Source organism: Streptomyces sp. NPDC048644 (assembly GCF_043199105.1).
Lineage (GTDB): Bacteria > Actinomycetota > Actinomycetes > Streptomycetales > Streptomycetaceae > Streptomyces.
Map to the genome: position 1 here is coordinate 399,269 of NZ_JBICVO010000008.1, position 16,198 is coordinate 415,466.

Genomic DNA, 16,198 nt, shown 5'->3' on the forward strand with positions numbered 1-16,198 from the left:
GCACCACCGGCGCGCCTCCCGCGCTGCCCGCGTCGCATGCCGTCAGAGATTCCCGACCGTCTGGAGACGGACCGCACATGACTGCCCCCACCGCAGACCAGAGTGCCGAACAACTCCCGCGCCCCGCCCGGCTTTCCGACGTCAAGGGCTGGTTCTTCACCGCCGACCAGCTGCTCTTCGACTGGTTCCTCGCATACCAGCGGGACCGCTCCACCACCGGAGACCTGCTCGAACTGGGCGCGTACCTCGGCAAGAGCGCGATCTTCCTCGGGGCGCGGCTCGGCCCCGGCGAACGCTTCACGGTCTGCGACCTCTTCGACTCCCCCGCCGATGACGCCTCCAACTCGAAGGAGATGAAGAAGTCCTACGCGACGCTGACCCGCCGCGCCTTCGAGGCCAACTACCTCGCCTTCCACGAGGAGCTGCCCACCATCGTCCAGGGCCTCAGCTCGATCGTGCGCGACCACGTCGCGGACCGCAGCGTGCGCTTCGCCCACATCGACGCCTCGCATCTGTACGAGCACGTGCACGGCGACATCCTGGCGGTGCGGGAGCTGGTCACCGACACCGGCGTCGTGGTGCTCGACGACTTCCGCGCCGAGCACTGCCCCGGCGTGGCCGCGGCCACCTGGCAGGCGGTGACCAACGAGGGGCTGCACCCCCTGTGCATCACCGGCACCAAGTTCTACGGGACCTGGGGCGATCCAGGGCCGCTGCGGGAGGCCCTGCTGGCCTGGCTGAGGAGCCGCGGGGACATCTGGCACGAGGTGCAGTCGGTCAACGGCGCCCCGCTGATCAGGCTCAGCGCCAAGGGTGCGAAGGATCCCGCGCACCCGGTGTCCCGGCACCGTGCGGCGGCGTCCGGGCGGGCGCCCGAGCACGTCCCGGGCCGGGCGGCGGACCGGGGCCGGGCCGCCCGTACCGGCGGGCGTCCCGGCCGCGCGCCGCGCCCGGTGCGCGCCCCGCTGCGCCGTCTCGCGGTCGACTGGCTGCCGCCCGTCGTCACCAGGGCCATCGTGGCGGCCCGGCGCCGGCCCCGCTGACCTGCGACGCGGCGCGGGAGGGCCGGCCCACGCCGCGCCGCGTTCACGCCGGTACCTGCCCGACCAGGACGAACGCGTTGGCGTCCAGCAGCCGGCCGGCCGGGCGCGGCAACGGGCAGGAGTAGGTGCGGCGGACGGACAGGCCCGCCGACTCGGCGAAGACCCGCAGCAGCGCGAAATCGGTGAAGCGGCCGGGGGCCTGGGCGCTGCGGTGCCCGGCCTCCTGCGGGGTGATCAGCACGACGCCGCCGCCCGGCCGCACGTACGGCAGATAGGCCCGCAGCAGGCCCTCGACCTGCTCGTCGTCGAGGTGCTGGAGCACCTGCGCGGACAGCAGCGCGTCGAAGGCCCCTGGCCTGGCGTGCGGGCTCGCGAGGAACGCGTCGGCGGTGTAGGCGGTCAGGCCGCGGGCCCGGCAGATGTCGACGGAGTGCGGGTCGTGGTCCACGCCGACGCTGCCAGGCGCGCAGCCGGCCAGCGTGTCGCCCGATCCGCAGCCGATGTCCAGCACCCGCCCGGAGCCGATCCGGCGCAGCTGCCTGCGGTACGGGGCCCGCGGCGGTCGCAGCCAGGGCAGCAGGGGCCGCGGTCCGCTGCGCGCCCGCGCGGGCGGCGCGGCGGCGGTGCGGACAGCCTCGGGGGCGGGGGCGGGCGGCGTTACGGGCCCGGCGCCCGGGGCGGAGCGGGCGGCGGGGGCCGAGGGGACGACGGGAGCGGCGGGACTGCCGGTTCGTCCGGGCATCGTGGTCACCTTTCCCTGGGCACGGCGCGGGGCGCGCCCGCTCCGTGCGGCGGTCTACGACATCGGATCCTCGGCCGCTGCGGCGTCCGCTCGGATCCAGGAGATCGGGTCTGCCGACGGCCGCCGGCTGCGGGGCGCCGGCGGCCACGGGTCCACGGCAACGGTCTACGGCATCGGGCCCGGTCCCGGCGCACGGCACGCCGACCGGCCCCGGCCGCTCCCCGGCACGGCGGCGCCCGGGTCCGCCGGGCGGTCGTGGGCGGCGGCCGGCTCCCGGTGACGGAACGGCTGGTCGCGGACGGGCCACGGGGAGCCGCGGCGGAACCCCGCGGCCTCACCCTTTCAGCGCAGCTGCGGTGACCGCGCCACGGGTGTGCGAGTTGAATGCCCCGGGGGACGTCCCCTGCCTCCCGCTTTCCCGCATGTCATCCGTTTCACCTGTTTCGCCTGTTCGGAAAGGCTTGGTTCGCGCGCATGAAGCCACGGCTCACCGTCGTCGTTCCGGTGCATCGCACCGAGAGGTCCGAGCGGGACCTGGAGGAGTGCCTGGAGTCGCTCGCGGCCCAGACGCTGACGGCGCTGGACGTGGTGATGGCCGTCGCCGGATCCTCGCAGGACGCACCGGCCGCCCTCGCCCGCCGCTTCGCTGAGCGGGATCCCCGCTTCCGGACCGTCCGGCACACCGGGGAGCCCGCCGACCCCGGCGCGCTCCGCAACACCGGCGCCCGGCACCCGTATCCGCACACCACGTACCTGGCCTTCCTCGGCCCCGGCGAGGTGCTGCTGCCGCGCGCGTACGAGGAGCTGACCGCGCTGCTGGACATGTCGGACGCGGACCTGGCGAGCGGCGGCGTCCACCTGCTCGGTCCTGACGGCCGCCGGTCGCCGCACGAGCCGGCCGGCCGCGCGAGCGCGCTGCGCACCCACATCACCGAGGACCGCACCCTGCTGTCCGACACCCCGGCCGCCAACAAGGTCTTCCGGCGCAGCTTCTGGGAACGCCACGAACTCACCTTCCCTTCAGGGGAGTTGTACGACGAGGCGCCCCTCACGCTGCGCGCGCACTTCCTCGCCGACGCGGTGGACGTGCTGCCCGCACCCGTCTGCCGGCTGCGCCGCCCGCAGGACACCGCCCGGCAGCCCGGTGTGCGGGAGGTGCGCGAGCGGTTCGCCGCCGTCGAGAGCGTCGCCGCCTTCCTCGCCGACCCGGCGCGTACCCGGGGCGTCCCCTGCCGCGATGACTACGACAGGGAGCGGCTCACCGACGGCCTGCGCGACCTCGTCGAAGCGCTGCCCACGGCCGGCCTCGAGGTCCGTACCGAGTTCCTGGAGCGGGCCCGCGGCTACCTCGCCCGCGTCGAGCCGCAGGTGTTCGGCACGCTGCCGGTGGAGCTGCGGATGCGCTGGTACCTGATCCGCGCCGGGCGCCTCGACGATCTGCTGCGGCTCCTGGCCCACGAGCGGCGCAATCCGGCCGCCTTCCGCGTCGCGGGGCCGCCGCTGCGCCGCCGGGCCGTGCTGCCCGTGGACCCGCCGCTCGGCCTGCCGCCGGGCGTCACCCGGCTCGACCGCGGTGACTTCCCCGCACGGGCCCGCGTCCAGGAGGCGGTGTGGCGGGACGGCGCGCTGCGGCTGCGCGGCTACGCCTACATCCGCAACCTCGCCGCACCCGGCCGGCACAGCTACCTCGGTACGGCGGTGCTGACCCAGGGCAGACGCCGGATCCTGCTGCCGCTGCGCACGCTCCGGATGCCGCAGGCCACCCTCGATTCCGGGCAGGAGCAGCACTGTTACGACTGGTCGGGCTTCGAGGTCACGCTCGATCCCTACCGGCTGCGGCGGGCCGGGCGGTGGCAGGAGGGCAGCTGGCAGGTGGGGTTGGTGATCATCGCGGCCGGTGTGCTGCGCACCGCCGCGCTCGGCCCGTCCGAGAGCGGTTCGGGCGCGTCGCCGTGCCCGCACGACACCTTCGACGGGGTACGGATCACCCCCGGCTACCCGGACGGGCGGCTGGGTCTGACGGTGGAGCGCGTCACCCGCCGGCTGACCGGACGCGAGCCGGCCGGTGCCGGGGCGCTGGATCTGACGTTCCGGGCGGCCGGCCCCGCCCCGGTCGCCCTGCGGCTGACGCATCAGGGGACGGGGGCGGTGGTGTCCTTCCCGGTGGAGACCCGGAAGGCCGGGGAGGCCCAGACGGCCAGGGAGACCGGGGAGCCCGGGGAGACCGCTCCGGCCAAGGCGGCGGGCAGGCCGCGCAAGCCCGCGGGCCACACCGTGCGGGTGCTGCTCGACGCGCTCGCCGCCGCCAGGACCGCCCGCGACGGCGCGCCCCGCGAGAGCACACCGGCACACGGCGAGACCTGGGACGCCGGCCTGGTGCTCCCCGACGGCGGCAGCGGACCGGTCTCCTGCGAGCCCGCTCTGGCACCGCTCGCGCTTCCGCTGGCGCACGGCAGGGAGCTGGTCGTGGCGGCAGGACCCACCGGGCGTCTCGTCCTGCACGACCGCACCCCGCAGCCGTACCTCGACCGCGTCGTCTGGCGCGCGGACGGCACCCTGCTGGTGGCCGGTGCGCTGCCGGCCGCCGCGCCGCACGCCACCGAACTCGTCCTCACGCACACCGCGCACGCCGTCGAGACCGCCGTCCCCACCACCCACGACTCAGGACGCTTCCACTGTGCCCTGCCGCTGGCCGCGCTCCCCTCCCCCACGGGCCCGCTGCCGCTGCGCGCGGGCCACTGGGCGCTGCGGCTGCGCGAACGCGGCGCCCCCGGCTCCGCGGCCGACGCCCCGGTCCGCTTCGCCCCGTCCGTCTTCGACGGGCTGCCCGCCTCGCGTACGGTCCGCGGCAAGCCGTTCACCCTCGACCGGCGCGACCACGACGAGGCGTTCCTGGCCGCCGGGACGACGCTGCCCGCCAACGACCGCGGGCCCTACCGCCGCCGGGTGCTGCGCGAGTCGCACTACCCGCTGCACCGCACCCGCCCGCTGCGCGACGCCGTCCTCTACAGCAGCTTCGGCGGCCGGGCGTACGGCGACTCGCCCCGCGCGGTGCACGAGGAACTGGTGCGCAGGGGCATGGACGCGGACCACCTGTGGGCGGTGCGCGACGCGCAGACCACGGTTCCGGCGACGGCCCGCGCCGTGATCGTGGGCAGCGCCGAGTGGCACGGCGCGCTGGCGCACAGCAGCTGGGTGGTGACCAACACGCACCTGCCGGGATGGTTCACCCGCCGTCAGGGCCAGACCGTAGTACAGACCTGGCACGGCACCCCGTTCAAGCGGATCGGCGCCGGCCTGGCGGGCACGCTGTGCGCGCAACTCGCCCACCTGGCGCCGCTGCCCGGCCGGGCCCGCCAGTGGAGCGTGCTGCTGTCGCCCAACGCGCACAGCACGCCGGTGCTGCGCTCCGCGCTCGGCTTCCCCGGCGAGCCGCTGGAGTCGGGGCTGCCGCGCACCGACGCGTTCTTCGCCGCCGACCGCAGGTCCCGTGCGGCGGTGGTCAGGGCCAGGCTCGGCATCCCGTCGGGCAAGAGGGTGGTGCTGTACGCGCCGACCCCGCGCGACCACCTCGCCTACGACGCGGCCCACCACCGGATGCATCTGCCGCTCGACCTGGACGCGGCGCGGCGGGCGCTGGCCGACGACCATGTGCTGCTGGTCCGCAGCCATCCGCTGGTCGCCGACCGGCTGCCGGCCCACCACGCGCCGTTCGCCGTCGACGTCAGCGGGTACCCCGATGCCACCGAACTGCTGCTCGCCGCCGACGTGTTGGTCACCGACTACTCCTCGCTGGCCGCCGACTTCGCCGACACCGGCCGCCCGATGCTCTTCTTGACCCCTGACCTGCCGCACTACCGCGACCGCCTGCGCGGCTTCACCCTGGACTTCGAGGCCGGGGCGCCGGGCCCGCTGCTCACCTCGACCGGTGAACTGATCGACGCGCTGGGCGACCTGGACACTGTCGCGCGGTCCTGTGCCGACGCGTACGCCGCCTTCCGCCGGGCGTTCTGCCACCGCGACGACGGAGGTGCGGCCGGACGCGCCGCCGACCTGCTGCTGAGGTGACAGGACGTGGGTCGCCTTATGGAGGTTTGGCGGACATCGGAATCCGGCGGCGTTCGGATCGTTACAGCTTGTGCAGGCGTCCTCACCGTGCCAATACCCGCCCAACCCTGGTTTTCCGGACCGTCATCGGACGGCAATGAGGCGGAAAACCGTGGTGGCGGGTGCAACCGCACGGCGGAATTCCCCCTCTGATCCAGGGAATGGGAAGTCCGGAGCCCGCTCGCGCCATGAGATGCCGTCGACACGAAATGTAGATGTAGTGACTGTGAAAGAAGCCCACGAGCCACCGCCTGGGCCCACCATCACGCCGGCCGCGCAGATCAGCATCGTCGTCATCGCCTTCAACGACGTCACGCACGTCACCGACGCGGTGCGCTCCGCACTGGCGCAGGCCGCCGACGGCGTCACCGTCGAAGTGATCGCCGTGGACGACGCCTCCACCGACGGCACCGGCGCCGCCCTCGACACCCTCGCCCGCGACGAGCCAGGGCTGCGCGTCCTGCACCGCACCGAGAACAGCGGCGGCTGCGGCACCCCACGCAATGACGGACTGCGCGCCGCGGCGGGCCGGTTCGTGATGTTCCTGGACAGCGACGACGTGCTGCCGCCCGGTGCGGCACCCGCGCTGCTGCGGGCCGCGCTCGACGCGGACGCGCCGGTGGCGTCAGGCGCCTGCGTCCGCAGGGAGCTGCCTGACCGCCGCGACGTCCCGTGGCAGCCGGGCATCTACCGCGGGACCACCGTGCACACGGCCCCCGCCGGCAGCCCCCATCTGGTGCGGGACACCCTGTGCGTGAACAAGCTCTACGACCGGGCGTTCCTCGCCGAGCACGGCATCGTCTTCCCCGAAGGCCGCTTCACCTACGAGGACTTCGTCTTCACCGCGCGGGTGCTGGCCGCCGCCCCGCGGCTGGTGACCATCCCCGACAGCGTCTACATCTGGCACGTCCGCCGCGCCGCCGCCAAGCAGTCGATCTCGCTGGCCCGCAAGGACGTCGCCAACTGGCAGGCCAGGATCGACGCGCACCGCACCAGCGTGCAGATCTTCCAGGAGGCCGGGCACAAGGAGCTCGCGCAGGCCGCCAGGACCAAGTTCCTCGACCACGACCTGCGGATGTACGTCCGTGAACTGCACACCCGCGGCGCCGACTACCGCACCGCGTGGTGGCGGCTGACCGCCGACTACCTGGCCGGCTTCGACGCGGCCGACCTCCAGGCCGCCCGCGCCCCGGCCCGCTGGCTCGCCCGGGTCGTATCGGCGGCGGACGGGCCGCCCGACGGTCTCGACCGGCTGACGCAGCTGGCGGACAGACCGGGACGGCTGCTGCCGCCGTACGCCAGGAACGACGAGGGGCGCCCGGTGTGGTCGGCGCAGCTGCCGCAGGTCGAGCTGGACGGGATCGACTCCAAGCCGACGCACCGGCTGCCGGTCACCATCGACGCGGAGCCGGTCATCGGCCGCCGCAGCGTGCTGCGGCTGCGGGTGCACGAGCTGTACGGGCGGCTCGCCGATGCCGGGCCGCTGAGCATCGACGTCGAGCTGCGGCGGCGGGCCGACGACCGGCGCGGCCCGGTGCACACGGCCGCGCTGACCCCGGCGCCCGGCTCCGACGCGTCCTGGACCGCCGAGGTGGTGCTCGACCTCGGCGCGCTGGTCGAGCGCGGCGACCGGCAGGCGGCCGGGCCCGACCCCTGGGATCTGATGGCGCAGGTGCGCTGCGCCGACGGCTCCGGCTTCCGCGCCTCGCTGCGCGCGGTGGGCCCGGGGCTGCGCCGCCGGATGCTGCCGAGCCGCCGCTTCGCCGTGCTGCTGGTGCAGCCGTACGCGACCACCGGCGGGGCGCTGTCGCTGCGGATCGCCGCCGGGCTGCGCAGCGTCCGGCGGATCGCCACGGCGCGGCTGCGCCGCTGACCACCGGGGCCGGGCACCGCCCGCCCTCCCGTCCTCCACCAGTCCGCGAGCCTAGGATGGCGCCATGTCTTACTTGATCACGGGTGGTGCCGGCTACATCGGCGCCCACGTCGTACGGGCCCTGCGGCAGGCGGGCGAGCCCGTCATCGTGCTGGACGACCTGACGACGGGGGTCGCCGCCAGGCTCCCAGAAGACGTGCCGCTGGTCGTCGGCTCCACCCTGGACCGCGCGCTCCTGGACCGCACCATCGCCGAGCACGGCGTCACCGACGTCGTGCACCTGGCCGCCAAGAAGCAGGTCGGCGAGTCCGTCGAGATGCCGCTGCACTACTACCGCGAGAACGTCCACGGTCTCCAGACGCTGCTGGAGGCGATGGCCGCGGGCGGCGTCGGCCGGTTCGTGTTCTCCTCGTCGGCCGCGGTCTACGGCATGCCGGACGTCGACCTGGTCACCGAGGACACGCCCTGCGTGCCGATCAACCCGTACGGCGAGACCAAGCTGGTCGGCGAGTGGATGGCCCGCGCGGCCGGGCGGGCGCACGGCATCAGCACCGCCTGCCTGCGCTACTTCAACGTCGCGGGCGCCGCCGCCCCCGAGCTGGCGGACACCGGCGTCTTCAACATCGTCCCGATGGTGTTCGAGAAGCTCACCGCCGGCGCCGCGCCACGGATCTTCGGCGACGACTACGACACGCCGGACGGCACCTGCATCCGCGACTACATCCACGTCGCCGACCTCGCCGACGCCCATGTGGCGGCTGCCCGCAAGCTCGCCGAGCCGGGGCCGGTCCGCGATCTGACCCTCAACATCGGCCGCGGCGAGGGGGTTTCGGTCCGCGAGATGATCGATCTGATCGTCGAGGTCACCGGTCACCCGGGCGTCGCCGCCGAGGTCACGCCGCGCCGCCCCGGCGACCCGGCCCGGGTGGTCGCCGCCGACGACCGGATCGCGGCCGAGCTGGGCTGGAAGGCACACCACGACGTCCGCGACATGATCACCTCGGCGTGGGCGGGCTGGCAGCACCACCACCCCGAGGCCCGCTGACCCCGTACGGCGGACAGCCGCCGTGCCCCTCCTGGTGAGGGGCACGGCGGCTGTCGTCTCTCCGGGCGGCTTGGCGCTCCGGGAATTCAGCGCTCCGGGAATCAGCGCTCCAGGAAGGCGAAGAGTTCTTCCCAGCGGTGGGTGATCCGGTCGGTGCAGTAGCGCTGGACGTTCTCGCGCGCGGTGGTGCCGAGCCGGTCGCGCAGTTCCTTGTCGGTCATCAACGCCTCGATGTGCGCGGCGAGTTGGTTGATGTTGCCGGGCGCGGCCAGCAGCCCGTCCTCGCCGTCCTGCACGATCTCGTGGACGCCGGGCGCGCAGTCGAACGCGGCGCAGGGCACCGCCGCCGCCATCGCCTCCATCAGTGACAGCGGGAAGCCTTCGGCGCGGGACGCCTGGGCGAAGAGGGCGGCGCCGCGCAGTGCGCCCGGCACGTCGTCGGTGCGGCCCATGAACTCCACCGACCGCTCCAGGCCGAGCGCGTCGCGCTGCTTGAGCAGGATCTCCTCGTCCTCGCCCGAGCCGTAGATCCGCAGCAGCCAGTCGGGGTGCCGGGGCGTCAGCAGCGCCCAGGTGTCCAGGAGCAGGTCGACGCCCTTCTCGTCGGAGAGCCTGCCGATGCTGGCGACGACCTTCTCGGTGCGCTGCGAGGGGGCGTCGGGCATGACGGGCAGCGGGTTCGGCATGTAGTCGGCGTTGTCCATGCCGGCCCTGATCCACATGTCGGCGTCCTCGCGGGTGAGGGCGAGCAGCCGGTCGACGCCCTTGTAGTGCCGCTTGACCCGCGCGAAGCGCGAGGAGCCGCGGCAGGCGCCGAACGACTCGTGGGTCATGCCGATCACAGGCATGCCCGCGGTGTCGGCGAGCTTCACCCATTCCATGGCCCACACCTGGGTGCAGATGACGATGCCGCCGGGGCGCGCGGTGCGGAGGATGCCGCTGAGCCGCTCGGCCGCCTCGCGCATCCCGGCTTCCCTGGCGGCCCGCCTGCGCCGCTCGGCGAGGTTGAGCCGGCCCTTGACGCCGCGTACCGGTCCGACGTGCGGCGGGTGCACGGTGTAGAGGGTGTCGGTGGGGTACGGGAGGTCACCGAGGTCGGTGCGGAGTTCCTCAGGCGCCGGGACGATGCCGATGACGCGCGGGTGGTGGCCGCGCGCGGCGAACAGCCGGGCCATCTGGTGCGACCAGGTGGTCACCCCGCCCATCTCGTTGACGTTGTTGGAGACGAAGTAGATGTCGCGCCCGGTCACTTGGCGCCTCCTTCGCGGTGTCCCGCACCGAAGAATCTGCCGACGACGCGACGGGCCGCGTCCCCCTGGTCGTATTCGCCGTAGGCGGCGGTGAACTGCGCGCGGGCCTCGCGGTGTTCGGCGTCGGCCGCCTTGAGCTGGTCGATGGCGTCGAACAGCTCGTCCTGGGTCTCGACGAACGGTCCGGGCGCGGTGCTCTTGAGGTCGAAGTAGGTGCCGCGCGCCTCGTTCGCGTACTCCTCGTAGTCGTAGGCGAAGAACAGCATCGGCCGGTCGAGGAGTGCGTAGTCGAACATCACCGATGAGTAGTCGGTGATCAGGCCGTCGGCGAGGGTCATCAGCGGGGCGATGTCGTGGTGCCCGGTGACGTCGATGACGGTGCCGCGTACGGACGGCGGCAGGACGACGTGGTTGAGGTAGTGCGAGCGGATCAGCAGCACGAAGCGGTCGCCGAACCGCTGGGTGAACTCGTCGACGTCGAAGGGCAGCTCGAAGCCGCGTACCGCGCCGTTGGGATTGGCGCGGAAGGTCGGTGCGTAGAGCAGCACCGTCTTGTCGTCGGGGATGCCCAGTTCGGCGGCGAGCGGGCCGCGGGTGCGGGTGCCGGAGCACTCCTCTTCCCTGCGGGCGGCGACCAGGGCGTCGTTGCGCGGGTAGCCGCTGCGCAGCAGGACTTCGGGGCGCAGCCGGAAGGCGCCTGCGAGGGTGCGTACGTCGTGTTCGGAGCGCACCAGGAAGTGGTCGAAGCGGTCCAGGACCTGCTGGTAGGCGTCCTTCGCGGCGCGGGCCTGGAGCCGCAGCCTGGGCTCGTCGAAGCCCATCCGCTTGAGCGCGGAGCCGTGCCAGGTCTGGATGTAGGTGGTCTCGGGGCGCTTGGTGAGCTTGAGGGGGTAGCCCTGGTTGTCGATCCAGAACTCGGCCTGGGCCAGGGCCCTGAGGTAGGGCCAGCCCCAGCGCTTGACGAGGGTGGCGTCCTCGGGGAAGCCGGTCGGCTTCTTGCCCGCGTAGCTCCAGACCGCCTCGAAGTCGATGCCCTGGCGGCGCATCTCCTCGTACAGGGCGCGGGGGCTGTCGCTGTACTGCTTGCCGAGGTGGCTCTCGAAGACCACGAGGCCCTTGCGGACGGGGAGTTTGCTGAACACCTCGTGGTAGACGCGGAGTTTGGTCTGTCCTGAGTTCAGCTCCCGCTTGGCCTTGCGGGCGGTGCGCACGCCGGTCTTGGCGAGCGCGGCGGCCGGGCTGTGCAGCGCCTGCCCGAGCAGCTTCTGGGTGCCGCGTGACGCCTTGCTCTGCGCGTGCAGCACGAAGGTGAGGTGGCCACGCTTGGACGTGGCGGGCTCGATGCGGTCGGAGACCAGCCGGGTCAGCCGGGGCCTGATGCGCAGCGCGCGGGCGTCGTCGAGGTCGACGCCGCCGACGGTCAGCCGGGTGCGGGTGGTCTCCCCGTCGGCCTCCAGGATCAGCCTGGCGTCCCAGACCGCGTCGATCACACCGAGCGGGCGCAGGCGGCGGGCGAGGTCGAGCGTGGCGTCCCAGTCGACGCGGTCGCCGTGCAGCCGCAGCGAGTTGAGCGGGAAGCTGAAGGTCTGCAGGCTGCGGCGGCGGGCCTTCAGTTCGATGCGTCCGCGCAGCCGGGTGGCGGGGGTGATCGCGCCGAGCGGGTTGACGACCGAGCCGGCCAGCTCGACGGTGCCGCGCCCGTCGTCGGCGTAGGAGGTCAGCTGGTTGCGCAGGAAGAGCCGGCCCAGGGAGCGGGTGTGGTAGCCGGCGTCGGTGACGTCGAGTACCCGGCGGCCCTCCGGGTCGTCGAGGTGCCGGTCGGTCCAGTAGACGCGGCCCTCGTGCTCGGCGAGCGGGGTGGAAATCTTGTCGCGGTTGATGAGGGTGTCGACCGCGGGCATCAGGGCCTGCCAGTCCTCCTTGCCGAGGAGGTAGGCGCAGATGGCCTGTATCGGCTGCACACGCTCGTACGCCTCGGGGGCGATGCCGGCGAGGTAGCCGTTGGCCATCTCGGCGAACTCCCGCCGGTAGGTCTCGTCCAAGAGCGGCAGGTCACGCAGGTGCAGGACGAGGTCGTGCTTGAGGAATTTGACGTCTTTGTGGAACTTCAGCTCGTCCAGGCCCTGTTGGGCGAGCAGTTCGTCCACTCTGCGGTGAATTTCCATCCGATGCGCAAAGTTGGCGATTTCGTGCCGCCGGTTGCTGATGGATTTCGTCGCCGCCTTCTCGAACACATTCCAGAAGTAGACGTGGTTGGGAATGAGGGTGATGCGCCGGGCCGCCACATATGCCTGGGCGGAGAAGAGCAGATCCTCGTAGTGAATGCCGACGGGGAATTCCAGTCCGGCTTCGCGGAGGAATTCCCGGCGGTAGAGCTTGTTGGTCGACAGGGTGTCGAAGACCAGCAGGTCAGGGAGTTCGGAGACCGATTCGATCGTGCGGGTGCGGGCGTAGAGCCACGGGTACCACTCGACGGTCTTCTTGGTGCGGGTGTCGACGTGGACCCGCACGCACATGCCGGACACCAGGTCGGCGCCGGTGCGTTCGGCCGCGTCCAGCATGTTGCGGCAGGCGTTGGGTTCCAGGACGTCGTCACTGTCGAGGAACATGACGAACTCGCCCTGCGCGTGGGCGATGCCGTGGTTGCGCGGGGCACCGCAGCCCCCGCTGTTCTCGGGGAGTTGCAGGGCGCGGACCCTGCCGGGGTGAGCGGCGGCGAGTTCCTGGGCCACGGCGAACGATCTGTCCGTGCTGCAGTCGTCGACGATCACCACGTCGACACCGTGCAGCGTCTGATCCATCACGGACCGGACGGCGGTCGGCAGCCGGTTGGCGTCGTTGTAGACGATCACGACTACGGAGACGTCAGGCACGGGCACCCCTATCCTCTGTTCCTTGTGCCGTATTGGGCCATCAAAACTACCGTGCACCCCTGCCCGCACCCTGTCGCGCCGGACGGGCAACGGCGGGATTTCCTGCGCTTTTTCGTGCGCCTGACCACCCGTCCGTGGCATACCCGAACCGGCCGTTCGAGACGTATATCCCTACGACCGGACGCATATGCCGCGGCGGCCGAATCGGGCGCTTGGCGCATTTGCCGTGCGGTGCACGCTCATCGATCACAAAGAAGCGTCCACGGATCCGACGCCTCTGACACCCAAGAGGCCCTGCGCAGCAAGGGGGTTGCGCGAAATTCCCGTGAGTTGGCACACGCGCCCGCGGGACGGCTCATCGCGCACGGACGGCTGCGGATGTCCGAGCGGGCCGCGGCGGGCGCACCGGCCGGGCGCGGCGGGCGGGCGACGGGCGCCGGGCGGGCGGTCTCGCACACCGATCCGGGGGCGTACGAGTTCGCCCGCGCCGGACGGCGGGCCGCGAGGGAATGGTGGCGGCGGATGCCGGGCCGCACGGATTCACCGGCGCCGGACGGCGGGCGACGGGGAAATGGCGGCCGGCACCGCACACCCACAAGATCCGCATTCGCCCGCACCGCACCCCCGCCCGTATTGTCGCGACTTAGCGCGATGTGTAATGAGGGCCACACAACTTTCGGGTTACAGGCTGCAACCGTTGGCGGTGAACGACAGTCATACAACTGGCATAGAATTCGCTTCCGAGCGATTTCAGCTTTCTGTACTCGGCTCGTCACGAGGAGTAGCACCGCATGTCCGAGATAGGCACCGAAGCCGTACCCCGCTTCAGCATCATCGTGCCCGTGTACAAGGTGCAGGGATTCCTGCGCGAATGCATGGACTCGGTGCTGGAGCAGGAGTTCACGGATTTCGAGCTGATCGCCGTCGACGACTGCTCTCCCGACAGCAGCGGCGCGATCCTCGACGAGTACGCGGCCCGCGACAAGCGCGTTATCCCCGTGCACCGCGCCGAGAACGGCGGCATCGGCCAGGCCCGTAACACCGGTGTCGCGCAGGCCCGCGGCGACTACCTGCTCTTCCTCGACAGCGACGACACCTACGCGCCGGGCTCGCTCCAGGCGATGGCCGACCGTCTCGCGGTCACCTCCGACCCGGAGATCCTGCTCTTCGACCACGTCCGCACGTACTGGTGGAACAAGGTCCAGCCGAGCGCCAGCGCCGAGATGCTCCAGGAGGCCGGGACCGAGGTCTTCCGGCCGGCCGACCGGCTGGAGTTCCTCAACATGTTCGCGGTGGTGTGGAACCGCGCCTTCCGCCGGGACTTCTTCACCGGCAACGGCTTCCAGTACACCGACGGTCTCTACGAAGACGCGCTGATGGTCTACACGACCATGCTGACCGCCGAGACCGCCGCCTGCCTGGACCAGGTCTGCGTCGAGTACCGCCAGCGCCGCCAGGGCAACTCGATGAAGACCCCGGGCCGCAAGCACTTCACGATCTTCGAGCAGTACCAGCGGCTCTTCGAGTTCCTCGACACCCGCCCGGACCTGAACCGGATCCGGCCGCTGATGTTCGAGCGGATGGTCAGCCACTTCCTCTTCACCTTCGCCCGCGACACCCGGGTGACCCCGGGCGACCGGCCGGAGTTCTTCCACCGGGCCGCCGTGATGTACCGGCGCCACCTGCCGGCCGGGTTCGCGCTGCCCGAGGGCATCACGGGCGCCAAGTACCAGGCGCTCGGCCGCGGCTCGTACCGCGCGTTCCAGGCGCTCAAGTTCGTCAACGGTGCCCGGGTGTCCGGCCGCGACCGGCTGCGCAAGACCAAGCGCACCCTCGGCAAGCAGGCGTTCCAGCGCTTCTACCAGGTCCAGCTGCACCGCCCCATCGACGAGAACCTCGCGGTCTACTCCGCCTACTGGAACCGCACCCCCGCCTGCAACCCGCTCGCCATCTACGAGAAGGCGAAGGAGCTGGCGCCGCAGGTGCACGGCGTCTGGGTGATCAGGAAGGGCCAGGAGGACACCCTCCCGGCGGGCGTCGACCACGTCGTGGCGAACTCCCCCCGGTACTGGGAGGTGATGGCCCGCGCCAAGTACCTGATCAACAACGTCAACTTCGCGGGCGAGATCATCAAGCGGCCTGGGCAGATCCACCTCCAGACCCACCACGGCACCCCGCTCAAGCGGATGGGCATCGACCAGCAGAAGTACCCGGCCGCCGCCAAGGGCATGAGCATGCGCAAGCTCCTGGAGCGCGCCGACCGCTGGGACTTCAGCCTCTCCTCCAACCTGCACGCCACCGAGCAGTGGGAGCGGGTCTACCCCTGCTCCTTCCAGTCGCTCGACGCCGGCTACCCGCGCAACGACGTCTTCTACCGCGCCACCGCCCAGGACGTGCGGGAGATCCGCGAGCGGCTCGGCATCGCCCCCGGCCGCATCGCGGTCCTCTACGCGCCGACCGTCCGCGACTACCAGACCGGTTATGTGCCGCGGATGGACCTGGAGCGGGTCACCCGCGAGCTGGGCCCCGACTTCGTCCTGCTGGTCCGTACCCACTACTTCTACGGCGCGGACTCCCGCCTCGCGGAGCTCCAGGAGCGCGGCGCCCTGATCGACGTCTCCTCGCACCCGGTCGTCGAGGAGCTGTGCCTGGCCGCCGACGCACTGATCACCGACTACTCGTCGATCATGTTCGACTACGCCAACCTCGACCGGCCGATCATCAACTACGCGGACGACTGGGACACCTACGTCCGCTCCCGCGGCGTCACCTTCGACCTGCTCTCCGGCGACCCGGGCGACACCCCCGGCGTCGTCGCCACGAACGAGGACCAGCTGATCGACGCGTTCCGCAGCGGCCGTTGGGACGACGCGGACGCCGCCGAGCTGCGCGCCGCCTTCCGCGCCCGGTTCTGCCAGTGGGACGACGGGCACGCGGCGGAGCGTGTGGTGCGCCAGGTCTTCCTGGGCCAGGAGGCGCGTCCCGCGCCGCTGCCGCCCGCCGAGCGCACCGTCGTTCCCTCGCCGCGCGCCGCCGAAGCCGGACTGCGCCCCGGCGCACCGGAAGACGAGCTGCCGATCGCTCACGAGGCGGCGGCCGACGTGTCGCCTTCGGACATCGGGCTGGCCGGCTGACGCCGCTGCCCACTGGGTGCCGCGTGGCCGTCAACGGTCCCGCGGCACCCGGAAGCCCGGCCTTCCCGGCCGGGCGGCACACACGCCGACGGGCGGCCCGGAATTCCGGGCCGCCCGTTTTCTCACTCCTG

The 16,198-nt window shown here is 72.4% G+C and carries 8 protein-coding genes; 5 read left to right on the forward strand and 3 right to left on the reverse strand.

Translation table 11 applies throughout. From position 1 onward, the window contains the following. The first annotated feature begins 77 nt into the window (after positions 1-77). Positions 78-1,043: a class I SAM-dependent methyltransferase gene (locus ACGFNI_RS21090; RefSeq protein WP_393685834.1), complete on the forward strand. Its 966-nt coding sequence runs from the start codon at positions 78-80 to the stop codon at positions 1,041-1,043. 43 nt (positions 1,044-1,086) lie between these two features. Here ACGFNI_RS21090 and ACGFNI_RS21095 read toward each other — a convergent pair whose 3' ends face one another. Further along, complete coding sequence (locus tag ACGFNI_RS21095; RefSeq protein ID WP_393685836.1) at positions 1,087-1,785, reverse strand: class I SAM-dependent methyltransferase; 699 nt, start codon at positions 1,783-1,785, stop codon at positions 1,087-1,089. 474 nt (positions 1,786-2,259) lie between these two features. Here ACGFNI_RS21095 and ACGFNI_RS21100 point away from each other — a divergent pair, with 474 nt between their 5' ends. From ACGFNI_RS21100 to galE, 3 genes are all read left to right on the forward strand, one after another. Next, positions 2,260-5,853 (forward strand): CDP-glycerol glycerophosphotransferase family protein, encoded by a 3,594-nt coding sequence (locus ACGFNI_RS21100; RefSeq protein ID WP_393685838.1) that lies wholly within the window; start codon positions 2,260-2,262, stop codon positions 5,851-5,853. 265 nt (positions 5,854-6,118) lie between these two features. Beyond that, positions 6,119-7,765 (forward strand): glycosyltransferase family 2 protein, encoded by a 1,647-nt coding sequence (locus ACGFNI_RS21105; protein WP_393685917.1) that lies wholly within the window; start codon positions 6,119-6,121, stop codon positions 7,763-7,765. Between the two features lie 64 nt (positions 7,766-7,829). After that, a complete protein-coding gene (gene galE, locus ACGFNI_RS21110) occupies positions 7,830-8,810 on the forward strand; it encodes a UDP-glucose 4-epimerase GalE (RefSeq protein WP_393685840.1) in 981 nt (326 codons plus the stop codon). 101 nt (positions 8,811-8,911) lie between these two features. Here galE and ACGFNI_RS21115 read toward each other — a convergent pair whose 3' ends face one another. Together ACGFNI_RS21115 and ACGFNI_RS21120 are read right to left on the reverse strand one after the other, a co-directional pair. After that, positions 8,912-10,060 carry a glycosyltransferase gene (locus ACGFNI_RS21115; protein WP_393685842.1) on the reverse strand — a complete coding sequence of 383 codons (1,149 nt, stop codon included), beginning with the start codon at positions 10,058-10,060 and terminating at the stop codon, positions 8,912-8,914. Further along, a complete protein-coding gene (locus ACGFNI_RS21120) occupies positions 10,057-12,933 on the reverse strand; it encodes a CDP-glycerol glycerophosphotransferase family protein (protein ID WP_393685843.1) in 2,877 nt (958 codons plus the stop codon). Before ACGFNI_RS21120 ends, ACGFNI_RS21115 begins: the two co-directional genes overlap by 4 nt. A gap of 791 nt (positions 12,934-13,724) precedes the next feature. Here ACGFNI_RS21120 and ACGFNI_RS21125 point away from each other — a divergent pair. After that, positions 13,725-16,067, forward strand: coding sequence for a CDP-glycerol glycerophosphotransferase family protein (locus tag ACGFNI_RS21125; RefSeq protein ID WP_393685845.1), 2,343 nt, complete (start codon positions 13,725-13,727; stop codon positions 16,065-16,067). The last annotated feature ends 131 nt before the right edge of the window (positions 16,068-16,198 follow it).

What these genes read in the sequence shown, in the direction of transcription:
- ACGFNI_RS21090 (WP_393685834.1), top strand. Translation starts at nt 78, where the DNA reads ATGACTGCCCCCACCGCAGACCAGAGTGCCGAACAACTCCCGCGCCCC.
- ACGFNI_RS21095 (WP_393685836.1), bottom strand. Translation starts at nt 1,785, where the DNA reads ATGCCCGGACGAACCGGCAGTCCCGCCGCTCCCGTCGTCCCCTCGGCC.
- ACGFNI_RS21100 (WP_393685838.1), top strand. Translation starts at nt 2,260, where the DNA reads ATGAAGCCACGGCTCACCGTCGTCGTTCCGGTGCATCGCACCGAGAGG.
- galE (WP_393685840.1), top strand. Translation starts at nt 7,830, where the DNA reads ATGTCTTACTTGATCACGGGTGGTGCCGGCTACATCGGCGCCCACGTC.
- ACGFNI_RS21125 (WP_393685845.1), top strand. Translation starts at nt 13,725, where the DNA reads ATGTCCGAGATAGGCACCGAAGCCGTACCCCGCTTCAGCATCATCGTG.